This is a genomic window from Flagellimonas lutimaris (assembly GCF_051494225.1).
Lineage (GTDB): Bacteria > Bacteroidota > Bacteroidia > Flavobacteriales > Flavobacteriaceae > Flagellimonas > Flagellimonas lutimaris_A.
In genome coordinates this window covers 270167-285871 of record NZ_JBNPYE010000001.1, presented here as the reverse complement: position 1 = coordinate 285871, position 15705 = coordinate 270167, and the positions used below count along the sequence as shown (strand labels likewise).

Sequence of the window (15705 nt, the reverse complement as noted above, 5' to 3'; positions counted from 1 at the left end):
TTTGAAACTAGTTTTTGCCACCCATAACGAGCATAAGCTCAAAGAAGTTCAGCAGTTACTGCCTGAAGGTTTTGAAATCTTATCCTTAAAAGATATTGAGTGCTTTGATGAAATTCCCGAGACCGGAGCCACTCTAGAAGAAAACGCCAAAATAAAAGCGGATTACGTAACTCAAACCTATGGTTTGGACTGTTTTTCGGACGATACAGGTTTACTTGTGGATGCTTTGGATGGACAACCCGGAGTATATTCCGCCAGATATGCGGGAGAAAATAAGAACGCCAAGGACAACATGGCAAAACTGTTATTGGAAATGAAGGGAGTATCAAACCGGAATGCCCACTTTAAAACTGCGGTCCATTTGAACCTCCAAGGCAACAGTTACACCTTTAAAGGCATCGTGGAAGGTGTCATTACCAAAAATGAACATGGTGTTGGTGGTTTTGGCTACGACCCTATTTTTAAGCCCGACGGATACAACAAAACCTTTGGTGAACTGCCCTCCGAGACCAAAAATGCCATTAGTCATAGAGGTAGGGCCATTCAAAAATTGGTGGAATTCTTAAAAAACAAGGGGTCTTGACTCCCGCGGAATAAAATTAATGTACCTTTGCCGCTTTATTAACGCCGCCGGTATGGGCAAGGTGTTGTGATGGGCTTAAATGGGTTATACAAAAATCGCTCTATACAACACAAACATATTTGCGATTTAAGGTATATACACCGCTATGACAAAATTTGAAGCCTTGGGGTTGGACAAACCCCTATTGGATGCTATTTCCGACCTCGGATTTGAATCCCCATCAGAAGTACAAGAAAAATCAATCCCCGTTTTATTGGAAAAGGAAACCGATTTGGTGGCCTTGGCACAAACAGGAACAGGTAAAACTGCTGCGTTTGGATTTCCCATGATTCAAAAAATCCAAGAGGAAAGCAGAACCACCCAAGGATTGATCCTCTCCCCTACAAGAGAGTTATGTTTACAGATTACAAATGAGTTAAAACTCTATTCCAAATACGTAAAAGGACTTAATGTTGTCGCCATTTATGGTGGTGCCAGCATTACGGAACAAGCGCGACAAATAAAAAGAGGGGCGCAGATTGTTGTTGCCACTCCAGGTCGTATGAAGGATATGATCGGCCGAAGAATGGTCGATATTTCCAAAATTGATTATTGTGTTCTGGATGAAGCAGATGAAATGTTGAACATGGGCTTCTTTGAAGACATTAAAGACATTCTATCCAACACTCCCAAAGAAAAGTTGACCTGGCTTTTTTCTGCAACCATGCCCAAAGAAGTGGCCACGATTGCCAAAAAGTTCATGCACAATCCTGTTGAGATCACTGTTGGATCTAAAAATGCAGGTGCATCCACCGTACAGCACGAATATTATGTGGTAGGTGGTCGTGACCGTTATGCAGCGCTTAAGCGTTTGGCAGATGCCAACCCAGGAATCTTTTCCGTGGTGTTCTGTAGAACCAAAAGAGATACGCAACGAGTGGCTGAAAAGCTTATCGAAGACGGTTACAATGCAGGAGCACTACATGGAGATTTAAGCCAGAACCAACGTGATTTGGTGATGAACTCCTTTAGAAAGAAACAGGTACAAATGTTGGTGGCTACCGATGTTGCCGCCCGTGGTATTGACGTGGACGATATTACACACGTAATCAACTACCAATTGCCCGATGAGATTGAAACGTACACTCACCGAAGTGGTCGTACCGGACGTGCCGGTAAATCCGGTATTTCCATGGTTATTATCACTCGCTCCGAGCTTAGGAAAATCAAAGCCATCGAGAAAAAGATTCAACAAGACTTCTTGTCCAAACAGATTCCGGATGGTATTGAAATCTGCGAGATTCAGTTGTATCATTTGGCCAATAAGATCAAGGAAACCAAAATCAATAAGGAGATTGACGACTACCTACCAGCCATTAATGATGTTTTGGAAGGTATTGATCGTGATGAGCTTATCAAAAAGATTGTTTCCGTAGAATTTACCCAGTTTTATAACTACTACAGTAAATCCAAAGACCTCAACAGCCAAGATTCAGGTAATGAGAGAGGAATTTCCAAAGGAGATATCCCATCAGATGGTTCGGTTCGCTACTTTATTAACGTAGGGGAACGCGACGGTTACGATTGGATGTCACTAAAGGATTTCCTTCGAGATACGCTTAAATTGGAAAAGGAGGACATTTATAATGTGGACACCAAGGATACATTCTCTTTCTTTAATTCCGATGCGCAACTGACCGAATTGATTCTCCAAACATTTACTGAGTTTAAGATAGACGGACGTTTTATTAATGTTGAAGTTTCCAAGAGTCCTGGTGGTAGTGGAGGCGGAAGAGGAGGTAAAAAACGTCGAGGTAAAAAAGGTGGTGGATACCGCGGAGGAAATAAATCCTATAAAGGTGCTGGAAAAAAAGGAGGTTACGGAAAAAAAGGAGGTAAGAAAAAGCAAGGCTTTTATTAGTTAATTCTATATTAAATGGTAAGCCTCTCCTATTTATTTTTCTTTGTTTAGTACTTTTATAGCTACAAAGATTGCATGAGAAGATTACTACTTATACTACTGTCCCTATTCCCACTACTCGGTTTTTCCCAAGAAGAAGACGATGAGAACCAAGAGGTAAAGCAGTTTACCGCAACAGTGATCAATGCCCAAACAGAATTTCCTTTGGAAAGTGTGCATGTGGTAAACCTGAACCAAGTGAAGGGTACCATTACAAACCAAAATGGGAAGTTTACTATTTCAGCAGCGGTAAATGATACACTTTACTTTTCGTACTTAGGCTTTAAAACCCAAAAAGTAAGGGTAACAAACGATATGTTCCGATTTGGGGATACGGAAATCGCCCTAACGGAGTTGGCTTATGCACTCGAAGAAGTGATCGTAACACCATACCAGCTTACGGGCTACTTGGAAATCGATGTAAAGAATCTTCCAGTAAACAACGCCTATCAGTACAGTATATCCGGTCTTAATACCAGTTATGAGGCCGGAAACAAAAGCCCAAGTGCGGTAACCAAGGTACTGGGAGCCATTCTCAACCCAGCTGACCTCTTACGGAATCTTTTTGGTAAAAAACCAAGACAGATGCGCAAGTTGCGTCAGATTAAGGAAGATGATAATATAAGAGACCTACTGGCCTCCAAGTTTGATCGGGAAACCCTTACCGAACTACTCCAATTGGAAAAGGTGGATATTGAGGACATCCTTAATAATTGCAACTACTCCAAATCCTTTATCAAAACAGCAAATGATCTTCAGATTTTAGATGCTATCTCCAGCTGTTATGAAGAATACAAGGTTCTGAACAGAAACAATTAATACTATCTAAATCAAGTTTTGGGATGGTCTTATTCCGCTATAAATAAATTTTATATTTACCTACACATTTTATAGCTTTAAACAAAATCCCAATACATGAAAAAACTGCTTGTTGCCTTGTCATTATTATCCCTATTTATTGGCTGCAAAAAAGTTGAAAAAAAGCAGCAACAGACCCAGGTAGTTGAAGAAAAGTCATCTAAAAAGGATGTCCCTTTTGTTTGGGAAGGTGCCAATGTTTACTTCTTACTCACCGATCGTTTTAACAACGGAAACCCCGAAAATGATGTTAATTTTGACAGAACTGAAGAAACCGCTGTTCTAAGAGGTTTTGAAGGAGGTGACATTCAAGGGATTACCCAAAAAATTGAAGAAGGCTACTTTACCGATTTGGGAATCAATGCCATTTGGTTTACTCCGGTGGTAGAACAAATTCACGGAGCAACTGACGAGGGTACCGGTAAAACCTATGGTTATCATGGGTATTGGGCAAAGGACTGGACTTCGGTTGATCCAAACTTTGGAACACGAAAAGACTTAGAAAAATTAGTAAAAACCGCTCATGACAAAGGAATTCGTATTCTCTTGGATGTAGTATTGAACCATACCGGACCCGTTACAGAGAAAGATCCTGTTTGGCCAGACGATTGGGTAAGAACCGGTCCAAAATGTGAGTTCACCACCTACGAGAACACCACCGCTTGTACACTAGTTGAAAATTTACCGGACATCCTCACCGAATCAGACGAAGCTGTGGAATTGCCCGATGCCCTTTTGGCCAAATGGAAAGATGAGGGACGATTGAGCAAGGAGCTTGACGAGCTACAGCTGTTTTTTGAACGCACCGGATATCCACGGGCACCCCGCTATTACATCATTAAATGGCTCACAGATTACATCAACGATTTAGGGGTTGATGGTTTCCGTGTTGATACAGTAAAACATGTCAATGAAAACGCTTGGGCCGACTTGCACAAAGAAGCGGAATATGCCTTTGAAACATGGAAGAAAAAACATCAGGATAGAATTCTGGACGACAATCCATTTTATATGGTTGGAGAGGTATATAATTATGGAATTTCCAGTGGAAGGGATTTTGATTTTGGCGACAAAAAAGTTGACTTTTTTGACCACGGGTTTAAAAGTCTTATCAATTTTGAACTCAAAAGCGACGCAGACAAAAGCTATGAGACCATATTTAAAAAGTATAGCAAGCTGCTCCACACCAAACTAAAGGACAAAAGTGTACTCAACTATTTGACTTCTCATGATGATGGATCCCCTTATGACAAAGACAGAACAAAACCCTATCGCACTGCCAATGTACTTTTGTTGACACCTGGGGCCTCACAAGTATATTATGGAGATGAAACCTCCAGAAGCTTAATCATCGAAGGTACTGAAGGCGATGCAACCCTGCGTTCGTTTATGAATTGGGAGGATTTGGACAGTGTTCCCAAAGTACAGAAAATACACAAGCATTGGCAAAAATTAGGACAGTTCCGAAAAAACCACCCAGCCGTCGGTGCCGGAAAGCATAAAAGATTGGCCAAATCACCCTATGTATTCTCCAGAACCTATGATAAGGGGGAGTATCGTGACAAAGTTGTAGTTGGACTGGATTTACCAAAAGGTAAAAAGTCACTTTGGGTAAAAGGCTTTTTTGGTGATGGTACCAAATTATATGACACTTATTCCGAAACCGAGGTTACTGTGGCCAATGGAAAAGTGCTGCTGGATAACGATTATGACATTGCCCTTTTAGAATTAATGGAATAGTTTTTAAGCTCTGGAATGAAGCGCAATCCGGTTGCCTTCGGAATCCAAGAACAAGGCCATGTAGCCAATTTCGGGGCTTATCTGTGTTTTAGGCTGTATTACCTTACCTCCCGCAGCTTCAATCCGTCCAAGTTCGTTGCCAACATCCGCACTTGAAAAATAAATAAGCACACCAGCTGATTCACTCGGCTGATAGTGGTCTTTACTTTCGATAAGTCCGCCAGGGGCACCCGATCTATCTTGTGCCCAAGGAAACCATGCCATTTTGGTTCCGCCCAAATCATGAAGTTGCATTTCTATTTGAAAAACCGATTCGTAAAATGTTTTCGCTCGGTTTATATCTGTGACCGGAATCTCGAACCAGCCTACCATGTTGTTTTCCATATTGTATTATTTTTCTAAGATTTTCTTTAAACTGGCCAAACCTTCTTCAAAATCCTTGCCTACCGCTTTATCCATGTTCATAAACAGCATCATGATACTCATTGGAAATTTGTTTTTCCCCGAAAAGCCCCAAACCACTTTGGTCATTTCTTTTTCAACCTCTTTTGTAGCTATATATGCATCCGAAGTAGACCTAAATGGTTTTAAAAACCGAAGCTCGGATTCAATTCGTTCGCCTTCCACAATACTGGTGATTTCTTGCTCCCCTTCTCCAACCTCTTTGTTGCCTTTCCAATAACTAATGGCACCCACCTCTCCATCGGTACCTGTAAACTTCTTTTCCATATTAGGGTCTCTTTTTCCCCAAGGCGACCATTCATCTTGGTGTTTCAAAGATTTGAGATAATCGAAAACAACACTTTTGGGTCGGTTGATTTCAATAGAACGTGAAACATCGTAGTTTTTTGGGGCAATGGCTGCCAGGAAAAGAATTAGCACCACTATGGCCAAAACAATATATAGTACTATCATAACCGTAATTGATTGATTAACAACTAAAAATACAAAAATTTTACTCAGCCTTATACCTTTTTATAATGCCCTCAACATCCTTTATGGATTTTTTGGTCCAATCCAAACGTTTTTCAAGCACTTCCATATCAGTTAATTGCCATTCAATATCTGAATCACGTACTTTTTGTGCCACTTGTTGGATAATAATAGCTGCGGATACAGAAACATTAAGGCTTTCCGAAAAACCGACCATTGGAATTTTAAGGAATCCATCTGCCTGTTGCATTACCTCTCCTGACAATCCTTCTTTTTCAGTCCCAAAAAAGAGGGCTGATTTCTCCATAGGGAAAAAATCATATAGCAAGTTGGAATCGTTGTGCGGTGTAGTGGCAATTATTTGGTAGCCATCATCCTTTAATTTGGAGAGACAATCGGCGGTATTTTGGTAGCGATACACATCTACCCATTGTTCCGCTCCCATGGCAATGTTCTTATCCAACCGCTTACCAAAACGATCTTCTATCACATGAAGATCCTGCAACCCAAAAACATCACAACTACGAATAATGGCGCTAGTATTGTGCAATTGGTATACATCTTCCACGGCAACGGTAATATGCTTGGTTCGTTTTTGAAGTACTTCCAAAAAACGTTGTTTTCGCTCGTCGGTGAGGTAAGCTTCCAAGTATGTCAACAAATCGTAGTCAAACATAAAACCAAGATAGCAAAAATTGGAATTGTTATCTTAGGCATGAATTGATGTTGTACACACTAGACTATATGGAAACCAAAATATTTTTGATGGCAATTTGTTCTTTGTTTGGAGTCTACTTGATTGCCCAAGAACCAAAAAGAGCACAGAACAATCCAATTTTTGAAGGGTGGTATGCAGACCCCGAAGGCATTGTTTTTGGAGACACCTATTGGGTCTACCCCACCTTTTCCGATGATTATGACAGGCAACTGCATTTTGATGCATTTTCATCCAAAGACCTTATTCACTGGAAAAAACACGAACGTATTTTGGATACCACCAAAATCAAATGGTTACGACAGGCTTTGTGGGCTCCCTCAATTATTGAAAAAGACAGCAAATACTACCTATTTTTCGGAGCAAACGACATTCAGCGACCAGGGAGAAGCTCCTATGACCCCAATAACGATATCAACCACTACGGTGGAATTGGCGTAGCCGTGGCCGATAGTCCGGGTGGTCCTTTCGAGGATTATTTGGGCAAACCACTAATTTCAGATTTCTATAACGATGCCCAACCTATAGACCAATTTATTTTTAAGGATACAGATGGAACCTATTACTTCTTCTACGGTGGTTGGAGCCATTGCAACCTCGGAAAACTCAACGCTAATTTCACAGGTTTTGAGTCTTGGGAAGATGGTACCCTATTCAAGGAAATCACCCCCGAAGGCTACGTAGAAGGTCCGTTTATGTTTCTGAGAAAAGGTATTTATTACTTTATGTGGTCCGAAGGGAATTGGACCGATGGCAGTTATAAAGTCGCTTATGCGATGGCAGACAAACCCACAGGACCCTATAACCGAATTGGAATCATTTTAGAGTCAAAAGAAGGGGATATTGCTACCGGGGCCGGCCATCATTCCGTCGTCAACAAACCAGGGACAGATGAATGGATTATTGTTTATCACCGAAGACCTATTCCCAACGAAGACCGGGACCACCGCGTTACGTGTATGGACAAGTTGGAGTTTAACGCAGATGGCACTATAAAACCTGTAAAAATGACGTTTGAAGGGGTTGGGGTCAATTAATAGACCCATCACTCAACAACATAAGAATTATATCTTTAGAGAGACTAACCTCCAATGATCAATTTCTTGCAAAAAGTTCGACACAGAATATTTTTACAAAACGAAGCTGAAAATTGGTTCTTTTCATCTCATACGAAATTTCACATACCCTTTCAATTGATAAGAGGATAATACAGTTTGCGCGGTCAGTGACACTTTAACTACTGGTAGAAGTGCTTCTTTGGGCACATCAAAAAAGAACATGGCCTGCCCACAAGCGATATAAGTAGCGCCTAAATCTTCCAATTTTTCAATCAGTTCAATGTTTGGATTGTCCTTCTTAAACTTTCCATTATAAAACTCATTGGTAGTAAAAGAGTTTAAGGAAGAGGCATGGACCACAATAACTGGGTAAATTTTTTCGACAGGGATACCCGATGCTACATGCAAGTTGATGATACGTGAAATTTCGACCAGATCCGCATTTAAACCCGAAATGGAATCCGTTCTGCTCGCAGTCAGTTCGAACAAGAGTTTATAATCCAAATTTGGGTCGGGAACTTCGGTAATATCTTCAACAGGAACTACTCCAGAAAAAGCACCCGCATCGATGACAGGATAGGTGGCTACATTCTTAAATTCTGCAATCATCTGTTTTCTTTTAAACTGGTTGTCCACCTTTAGGGAATCGGCTCGATACATGGAGGTAAGCGTACTGTCCTTTTCGTGTTGAATTTTCTTTTGGACTTCGTCAAAGTTGTTGGATTGAGAAAAACCGACCATTACAAAAAGACCGGACAATAGAGTGAGAATTATTTTTTTCATTGGTTGAGGGTTGATTGGTTTTAGGAAGGAATTCAGCAACTGCGTTTTGTTTACTTGGTAATATGTAATGAATGTACACAAATTATTCAAAAACCAAATACTGGCTAAACAGTTTAATGCATAGAGGGATTAGATTTCCTATCTTAGTTACAAATAAGCTGTTTGAATTGTTGACCATTGAGTTCTGAGAACCCATTAAACTTTAATATAATGTAAGGTTTAACATCCACCGGGTTCAGTTGTGAGGTAAGGTAGCTACCATGCTTATTGATAAGTAATCGCAAAAATGCACATTAACCAACTCAACTTCATTTACCATGAAAAAATTTCAAAGTTTCCTGCTTGCACTTTTACTTTTCATAACCGCCTGCAAAAAACAAGAGTTCAGTGGTGCAATTCAATTGGAAGGCCTTACCGATAATGTGGAAGTGCTAAGGGACGAGGTGGGAATCAACCACATTTATGCAAACAATCAGCACGACCTGTTTTTTGCCCAAGGATATTATGCTGCAAAAGACCGTCTCTTTCAATTTGAAATATGGAGAAGACAAGCTACGGGAACGGTGGCAGAAATTTTGGGAGAAAGGGAATTGAAACGGGATATTGGCACCCGGTTGTTCAAATTCCGAGGCGATATGAAAACCGAAATGCAGCACTACCATCCCGATGGGGAACAAATCATCACCGCTTATACCAATGGGGTAAACGCATATATTGAAGAAGTACTGCAAAACCCCGAATTGTTGCCCGTTACCTTCAAAGCACTGGGCATAAAACCGCAAAAATGGACCCCCGAAGTGGTCATTTCCCGCCATCAAGGATTGTTGGGCAATATTACTTCCGAATTGGACATAGGAAGGGCGGTTGCCAAATTAGGTTCCGAAAAAGTAAAGGAACACTATTGGTTTCATCCAAAAGAACCCAAAATTGACTTAGATCCCGCAATTGACCCAAAACTATTGTCGGATGACATATTGGAGTTGTACCAAGCCTATCGCACCCCTGTAAAATTTGAATCTGGAGACATCGTGCCCGAGTATCGTGCCCAGCCAAGTGTGAGCTTAAATTCCGAGTTGAAAATCTATCCAACGGAGTCCGACAAAATGTGGATTGGCAGCAATAATTGGGTAACAAGTCCTTCATTAACAGAAAATGGTCATGCATATATGGCCAATGACCCCCACAGGACCTTGGCGGTACCCTCCCTTCGTTATTGGACACACCTCTCCGCTCCAGGATGGGATGTAATTGGCGGAGGTGAACCCGAAATTCCGGGAATTTCAATCGGCCATAATCAATATGGGGCATGGGGCTTAACAGTTTTCAGGACGGATGGCGAGGATTTGATGGTCTATGATTTGAACCCTGAAAATCACAATCAATATAAATACAAAGGCAATTGGGAAGATATGGAAGTGATCAACGAAACCATTCCTGTAAAAAATAGCGAAGATGCAAAGGTGGAACTAAGATACACTAGACATGGACCGGTCACCTATATTGATTCCGTGAACCATGTGGCCTATGCCGTTCGCTGTGCGTGGATGGAACCCGGCAGCTCCCCTTATCTGGCTTCCTTAAGGATGAATCAGGCCAAAAATTGGGAAGAATTCAGGGATGCATGCAACTACAGCAACATCCCGGGCGAAAACATGATTTGGGCCGACAAAGAAGGAAATATTGGTTGGCAAGCTGTGGGAATAGCCCCCATTCGCAAAAATTTTAGCGGGTTGGTTCCCGTACCTGGAGACGGGAGGTATGAGTGGGACGGCTATTTGCCCATCAAACAAAAACCGAACGACTACAATCCGTCCAGCGGTTTTATCGCAACCGCGAACCAAAATGTGACCCCTGATAATTACACCCAATGGGATGCCATTGGATATATGTGGAGTGATCCCTTCCGAGGAGATAGATTGAAGGAAGTACTCGGCTCAGGAGAAAAATTGACCATGCAGGACATGAAGGCTTTACAAACAGATTATCTGTCATTACCCGCAAGTACCCTGGTCCCTTTTTTACAAAATCAGGCTTTTACCGATGAATTGCAGAAAAAAGCAAAACAACAGCTATTGGAATGGGACTTTGTTTTGGACAAAAACTCTGTAAATGCAGCTATATATGTAGCTTGGGAACGGGCATTGATAAATGATTATTTTGAATATTTTCCCGATGCCGAGGTACAATCGGTCATTCCACACATACAAATGAGCAAACTGATGCAATGGATTCTACACCCAGAACAAAAGTTTGGTCCAAATGCCACTGATAAACTAAATCGCTATTTATCGGGAACTTTTGCTTCTGCCATAAATGATCTTTCCGAAAAATTCGGAGATCGTATGGAATCATGGAAATACGGTCAAGCCGAATATAAACATGTGCAGATTGTCCATCCCTTGGGCAAAGTGGTCAATGCAGCATTACAATCCAAATTGAACACCGCCAAATTACCTAGAGGAGGCAACCAATACACTCCTGGGGTAACCGGAAGCAATGACAACCAAACATCCGGTGCTACCTTCAGGATTATTGTTGACGTAAACGACTGGGATCAATCGGTTGGAACTAATTCACCGGGGCAATCCGGCGACCCGGAGAGTCCATTCTACCAAAATCTGTTTGAAGATTGGGCCAATGACAAATATTTTCCCGTTTATTATTCAAGGGATAAAATTGAAGAAACAACAGTTGATAAAGAACTTTTGGTTTCAAAAAATTAACATTTTTGAATCATTAATGTCATCATAGAAAATGCCCAAACAAAAAATCGTAGTCCTTACTGGAGCCGGCATGAGTGCCGAAAGTGGCCTAAAAACCTTTCGTGACGAAAATGGCCTATGGGAAGGTCACGACGTAATGCAGGTCGCATCACCACAGGGCTTTGCCCGTAATCCAGAATTGGTGTTGGAGTTCTACAACCAACGAAGAAGGCAGCTTTTGGAAGTCACCCCCAACAAAGGCCATTTGGCCTTGGCCCGATTGGAGCAACATTTTGATGTGAGCGTAGTAACTCAAAACGTGGACAACCTTCATGAACAAGCAGGTAGTTCCCATGTGGTACATCTGCATGGCGAATTGTTCAAAGTGCGCAGTACTGTAAACGAAAACCATGTATTGGAATGGAAAAAAGACTTGATCCTAGGTGATGTAGACGAGAATGGGCATCAACTCCGCCCACATATTGTATGGTTTGGTGAAATGGTTCCCATGTTGGAAACCGCTGCGCAAATAACACAACAAGCCGGAATATTGATTATTGTGGGGACTTCCATGCAAGTATACCCCGCTGCCAGCTTAATACATTATGCCCCAAAACAAGCCCCGATTTATTTTATTGACCCAAGACCCAATATTCGTTCATCGGATTTTGAAAACCTTACCGTAATCCCAAAAACAGCAGTTAAAGGTGTTCCTGCTTTAGTGGAACAGCTTTTTAGTAGTTAGCCCTGGCTTCATCGGCCCAAGCTAACAGAGCACTAATTTGTTCATCGGACAATTTCGCATCCGCATGGGTCCATGTATACTCATTTAAAGGCATCTCACCTTCCTTAACCTCTTCGATAACCTCTTCGAGCTTGTGGTCTTTCTTTTTGGCATCATAATTTTCCCAATCGGAAAAATTTAAATGTTCTTTTCCTTCTTCAATATGGTTTGCCAACCAATAGGAAACAGGAGCTATATTATTATACCAAGGATATTCAGTATTGGCACTATGACAATCGTAACAGGCCGCTTTTAAAATTTCTTTTACCTCGGGCGAGGGCTGGGTCTCGGTTTCAAAAGTGGTTACATAATCTCCTTCGGACACATTTTTTTCAGGACGATAAAACTGCATTCCAATCAATACGACCAACAAGGCAATTGCTATTTTTTTTACTATTTTCATCAAACAAGGTTTTAGTAAATATATTGAATTTTTGTGACTGAAGAAGAATTACATATTGCACTTAATTCTGGTAGAATATCCAAACCTCAAATAGATGTTCTGGTTCAGCAATTAGAGAAAGAACCCCAATTGGCTCAAATACTTTTTAAAGAAGTGTTGTTGGAGGATAAAGAGGGAACCTTCAATGCCAGTTGGACTTTTGACCATTTGATGCGTAAAAAAATTACTTACCTCCTCCCCTTTTTTGAAGACTTTGTCAACCGACTATCAGAATTAAAGACGGAATCTTGCATCCGCCCCATCGCACATGTCTGTGAAATGGTCTGCGAGGCCTATTTCAAGAAAAAAGACCAGGTTTTTACCCAAAATATTACCGATGGTCAATTGGAGAAAATTATGACTTCCTGTTTTGATTGGTTGATTGGTCCAATGAACATGGCTCCAAAGGTCTTTTCCATGACCAGCCTGTACTATTTGGGATTAAAATTTGATTGGGTGCACACCGAACTTAAACAAATATTGGAAGACTCCTACGCCACAGGTACTACGGGGTATAAAAACAGAGCAAAAAAAACTCTGGATAAGTTGGCCAAATTGGGTGTCTAAACCACAGCGTTTAAGTATCTTTGATGCTTTCAAAATTTTCCTCACCATGTCGTTGACACCACTTAATGCCATTTCGCCGATTGACGGTAGATATAGAAACAAAACCGAAAACTTAAAAGATTATTTTTCGGAAGAGGCACTGATCAAATACCGTGTTCAAGTAGAAATTGAATACTTTATCGCCCTTTGCGAGGTTCCTTTGCCACAATTGAGCGATTTTAATACCACACTGTTTCCCGAATTACAAAAAATCTATCAAGAGTTTTCTGCGGAAGATGCACAGGCAATCAAGGACATTGAAAAGACTACCAACCACGATGTAAAAGCTGTGGAGTACTTCATCAAACAAAAGTTTGATGCCTTAAATCTTCAAAAATACAAGGAGTTTATCCACTTTGGATTGACTTCACAGGATATCAACAACACAGCGATTCCACTTTCTATAAAAGAAGCCATGAACGAAGTATATGTGCCTTCGTATCTAGAGGTTTTCAACAAACTTAAGGAGCTTGCCAAAGAATGGGAAAACATCCCCATGTTGGCCAGAACGCACGGACAGCCTGCTTCCCCTACCCGTTTGGGGAAGGAAATCGATGTTTTTGTGGAACGCCTTAAAGAGCAGTTCAATTTATTGAACGACATTCCCAGTGCTTCGAAATTTGGAGGGGCAACAGGAAATTACAACGCCCATAAAGTGGCCTATCCAAACAACGATTGGAGAGCGTTCGGAAAGCAGTTTGTACAGGAGAAATTAGGTTTGCACCACTCTTTCCCCACTACCCAAATTGAGCACTACGACCATATGGCCGCTTTGTTCGATTGCCTAAAACGCATCAATACCATTTTGATTGACTTGGATAGGGATATTTGGACTTATGTTTCCATGGATTACTTCAAACAGAAAATCAAAAAAGGTGAAGTAGGTTCCTCAGCCATGCCGCACAAAGTAAACCCCATTGATTTTGAGAATTCTGAAGGAAATCTTGGTCTGGCCAACGCTATTTTTGAGCATTTATCCGCCAAATTACCTATCTCCCGATTGCAACGCGACCTTACAGATAGTACGGTACTACGAAATGTGGGAGTTCCATTTGCACACACTATTGTTGGGTTCCAATCCACTTTAAAAGGCTTGAACAAATTGGTATTGAACCAAACCAAGTTTGAACAGGATTTAGAAGACAACTGGGCCGTGGTTGCCGAAGCCATCCAAACGATTTTAAGAAGAGAGGGTTATCCCAACCCATACGAAGCTCTTAAAGGTTTGACACGTACCAATGAGAAAATCAACCAAAAATCCATTGCTGATTTTATTGAAACTTTGGATGTTTCTGATACCATTAAAGCTGAGTTGAAACAAATTACCCCAGCAAATTACACCGGGGTTTAATCTTTTTTGTCATTCCAGCGATGTCAGGAATCTATATCAATTAGATTACGCAATTTGACCGGTGTAATGACAAGATTCTTCGCTCCGCTCGGAATGACAAGGAGACGTGTGATTTCGAAATGAGATGCAAAGCATTGATTGAGAAATCTCATATGAAAACCTTAAGTATAAGTTTTTGGCAATTTGGGCACAGTCGAGAATTCTAAAACATCTCGACTGCGCTCGATATGACACCTTAGGCCATTTGATAAAACATGCTCTACGCCATTTCGAACCGACCAAAGAGAGTGTTAGAAATCTGAATAGATTTCCCAGTCGCTGCACTCCTTCGAAATAACTATTGTTCTTAAGCCTCTTTACGTATTTCAACTTGATGTGGATATGGAATTTCGATTCCAGCTTCGTCCAGAGCCAGTTTAGAATTCTCATGGGTGGCAAAGTATACATCCCAATAATCCTCAGGTTTGCAAAACGGCCTAACCGCAAAATTCACGGAACTATCGCCCAATTCCATTACATTAACAGATGGTGGAGGGTCTTTTAGTACCTTTTCGTTGGAGGTCAATACATTTAACAATACTTCCTTGGTTTTTTTGATATCCTCATCGTACCCGACCCCTATGACCGTATCCACCCGCATTTTTCCTTCTGCTGTATAGTTAATGATGTTACCGTTGGCCATAGCACCATTGGGAATAATGGCCAATTTATTCTGAGGAGTCACCAATTTGGTGGTAAATATTTCAATTCCCTTTACATTTCCCAATACACCTTGAGCTTCAATCAAATCACCGATTTTATAGGGTTTGAATATCATGATCAACACCCCTCCAGCAAAATTGGAGAGTGATCCCTGCAAAGCCAGTCCCACCGCTAAACCTGCGGCAGCGATAACGGCAGCAAAGGTGGTTACATCCACACCTAATCTGGAAATAACTATAATGATCAAGAATATTTTTAATGCCCATGAGAAAAGATTCAACAAGAAGTTTTGTAGGGATTCGTCGTATTTGCTTTTGGACATGACCTTTCGGGTTCCTCCAATTATTTTTTTTACGATCCACATCCCTACGATGTAGATTATGAGTGCCGTAATCAGTTTGGGGCCAAATTCTTTGGCCAATTCAATACCGTAATCGAACCATTCTTGTGCTTTTTCCATGGTGTTATAGTTTTGTTAGTGTTCTTATTTTGAGACACTAAGATACTAA

General features: G+C 41.1%; 15 protein-coding genes. 9 read left to right on the top strand and 6 right to left on the bottom strand.

Annotated features, from left to right (window positions below; all coding sequences use genetic code 11):
• The first annotated feature begins 1 nt into the window (after window position 1).
• From ACQQ5U_RS01240 to ACQQ5U_RS01225, 4 genes are all read left to right on the top strand, one after another.
• On the top strand, window positions 2-583 hold the full coding sequence (locus tag ACQQ5U_RS01240) for a non-canonical purine NTP diphosphatase (RefSeq protein ID WP_437395105.1): 582 nt from the start codon (window positions 2-4) through the stop codon (window positions 581-583).
• Window positions 584-728: 145 nt separating this feature from the next.
• Window positions 729-2483, top strand: coding sequence for a DEAD/DEAH box helicase (locus tag ACQQ5U_RS01235; RefSeq protein ID WP_437395104.1), 1755 nt, complete (start codon window positions 729-731; stop codon window positions 2481-2483).
• Window positions 2484-2558: 75 nt separating this feature from the next.
• Entirely contained in the window at window positions 2559-3341 is a 783-nt protein-coding gene (locus ACQQ5U_RS01230; RefSeq protein WP_437395103.1) for a carboxypeptidase-like regulatory domain-containing protein, read from the top strand.
• 96 nt (window positions 3342-3437) lie between these two features.
• On the top strand, window positions 3438-5120 hold the full coding sequence (locus ACQQ5U_RS01225) for an alpha-amylase family glycosyl hydrolase (protein WP_437395102.1): 1683 nt from the start codon (window positions 3438-3440) through the stop codon (window positions 5118-5120).
• A 3-nt stretch (window positions 5121-5123) separates the two neighbouring features.
• Here ACQQ5U_RS01225 and ACQQ5U_RS01220 read toward each other — a convergent pair whose 3' ends face one another.
• From ACQQ5U_RS01220 to ACQQ5U_RS01210, 3 genes are read right to left on the bottom strand one after another with little or no spacing between them, the layout of a single operon-like run.
• Window positions 5124-5504, bottom strand: a complete 381-nt coding sequence (locus ACQQ5U_RS01220; protein WP_437395101.1) for a VOC family protein — start codon at window positions 5502-5504, stop codon at window positions 5124-5126.
• A 6-nt stretch (window positions 5505-5510) separates the two neighbouring features.
• Window positions 5511-6035 (bottom strand): SRPBCC family protein, encoded by a 525-nt coding sequence (locus ACQQ5U_RS01215; RefSeq protein ID WP_437395100.1) that lies wholly within the window; start codon window positions 6033-6035, stop codon window positions 5511-5513.
• 40 nt (window positions 6036-6075) lie between these two features.
• A complete protein-coding gene (locus ACQQ5U_RS01210; RefSeq protein ID WP_437395099.1) occupies window positions 6076-6729 on the bottom strand; it encodes a TrmH family RNA methyltransferase in 654 nt (217 codons plus the stop codon).
• Between the two features lie 89 nt (window positions 6730-6818).
• Here ACQQ5U_RS01210 and ACQQ5U_RS01205 point away from each other — a divergent pair, with 89 nt between their 5' ends.
• Window positions 6819-7805, top strand: a complete 987-nt coding sequence (locus ACQQ5U_RS01205) for a glycoside hydrolase family 43 protein (RefSeq protein WP_437395098.1) — start codon at window positions 6819-6821, stop codon at window positions 7803-7805.
• 123 nt (window positions 7806-7928) lie between these two features.
• Here ACQQ5U_RS01205 and ACQQ5U_RS01200 read toward each other — a convergent pair whose 3' ends face one another.
• A complete protein-coding gene (locus tag ACQQ5U_RS01200) occupies window positions 7929-8609 on the bottom strand; it encodes a hypothetical protein (protein WP_437395097.1) in 681 nt (226 codons plus the stop codon).
• A gap of 317 nt (window positions 8610-8926) precedes the next feature.
• Here ACQQ5U_RS01200 and ACQQ5U_RS01195 point away from each other — a divergent pair, with 317 nt between their 5' ends.
• Together ACQQ5U_RS01195 and ACQQ5U_RS01190 are read left to right on the top strand one after the other, a co-directional pair.
• The gene (locus ACQQ5U_RS01195; RefSeq protein ID WP_437395096.1) at window positions 8927-11332 is read left to right on the top strand and encodes a penicillin acylase family protein; all 2406 of its coding nucleotides are present in this window, start codon (window positions 8927-8929) and stop codon (window positions 11330-11332) included.
• A gap of 31 nt (window positions 11333-11363) precedes the next feature.
• A complete protein-coding gene (locus tag ACQQ5U_RS01190) occupies window positions 11364-12056 on the top strand; it encodes an SIR2 family NAD-dependent protein deacylase (protein ID WP_437395095.1) in 693 nt (230 codons plus the stop codon).
• Here ACQQ5U_RS01190 and ACQQ5U_RS01185 read toward each other — a convergent pair.
• A complete protein-coding gene (locus ACQQ5U_RS01185; protein ID WP_437395094.1) occupies window positions 12046-12498 on the bottom strand; it encodes a heme-binding domain-containing protein in 453 nt (150 codons plus the stop codon). The genes ACQQ5U_RS01190 and ACQQ5U_RS01185 overlap by 11 nt on opposite strands.
• A 33-nt stretch (window positions 12499-12531) precedes the next feature.
• Between ACQQ5U_RS01185 and ACQQ5U_RS01180 the strand changes: the two genes are divergently transcribed.
• Together ACQQ5U_RS01180 and purB are read left to right on the top strand one after the other, a co-directional pair.
• Window positions 12532-13104, top strand: coding sequence for a hypothetical protein (locus ACQQ5U_RS01180; RefSeq protein ID WP_437395093.1), 573 nt, complete (start codon window positions 12532-12534; stop codon window positions 13102-13104).
• Window positions 13105-13150: 46 nt separating this feature from the next.
• Window positions 13151-14494 carry an adenylosuccinate lyase gene (gene purB / locus ACQQ5U_RS01175; RefSeq protein WP_437395092.1) on the top strand — a complete coding sequence of 448 codons (1344 nt, stop codon included), beginning with the start codon at window positions 13151-13153 and terminating at the stop codon, window positions 14492-14494.
• 346 nt (window positions 14495-14840) lie between these two features.
• Here the strand turns inward: purB and ACQQ5U_RS01170 are convergent, their stop codons facing one another.
• On the bottom strand, window positions 14841-15656 hold the full coding sequence (locus ACQQ5U_RS01170) for a mechanosensitive ion channel family protein (protein ID WP_437395091.1): 816 nt from the start codon (window positions 15654-15656) through the stop codon (window positions 14841-14843).
• Between the last annotated feature and the right edge of the window lie 49 nt (window positions 15657-15705).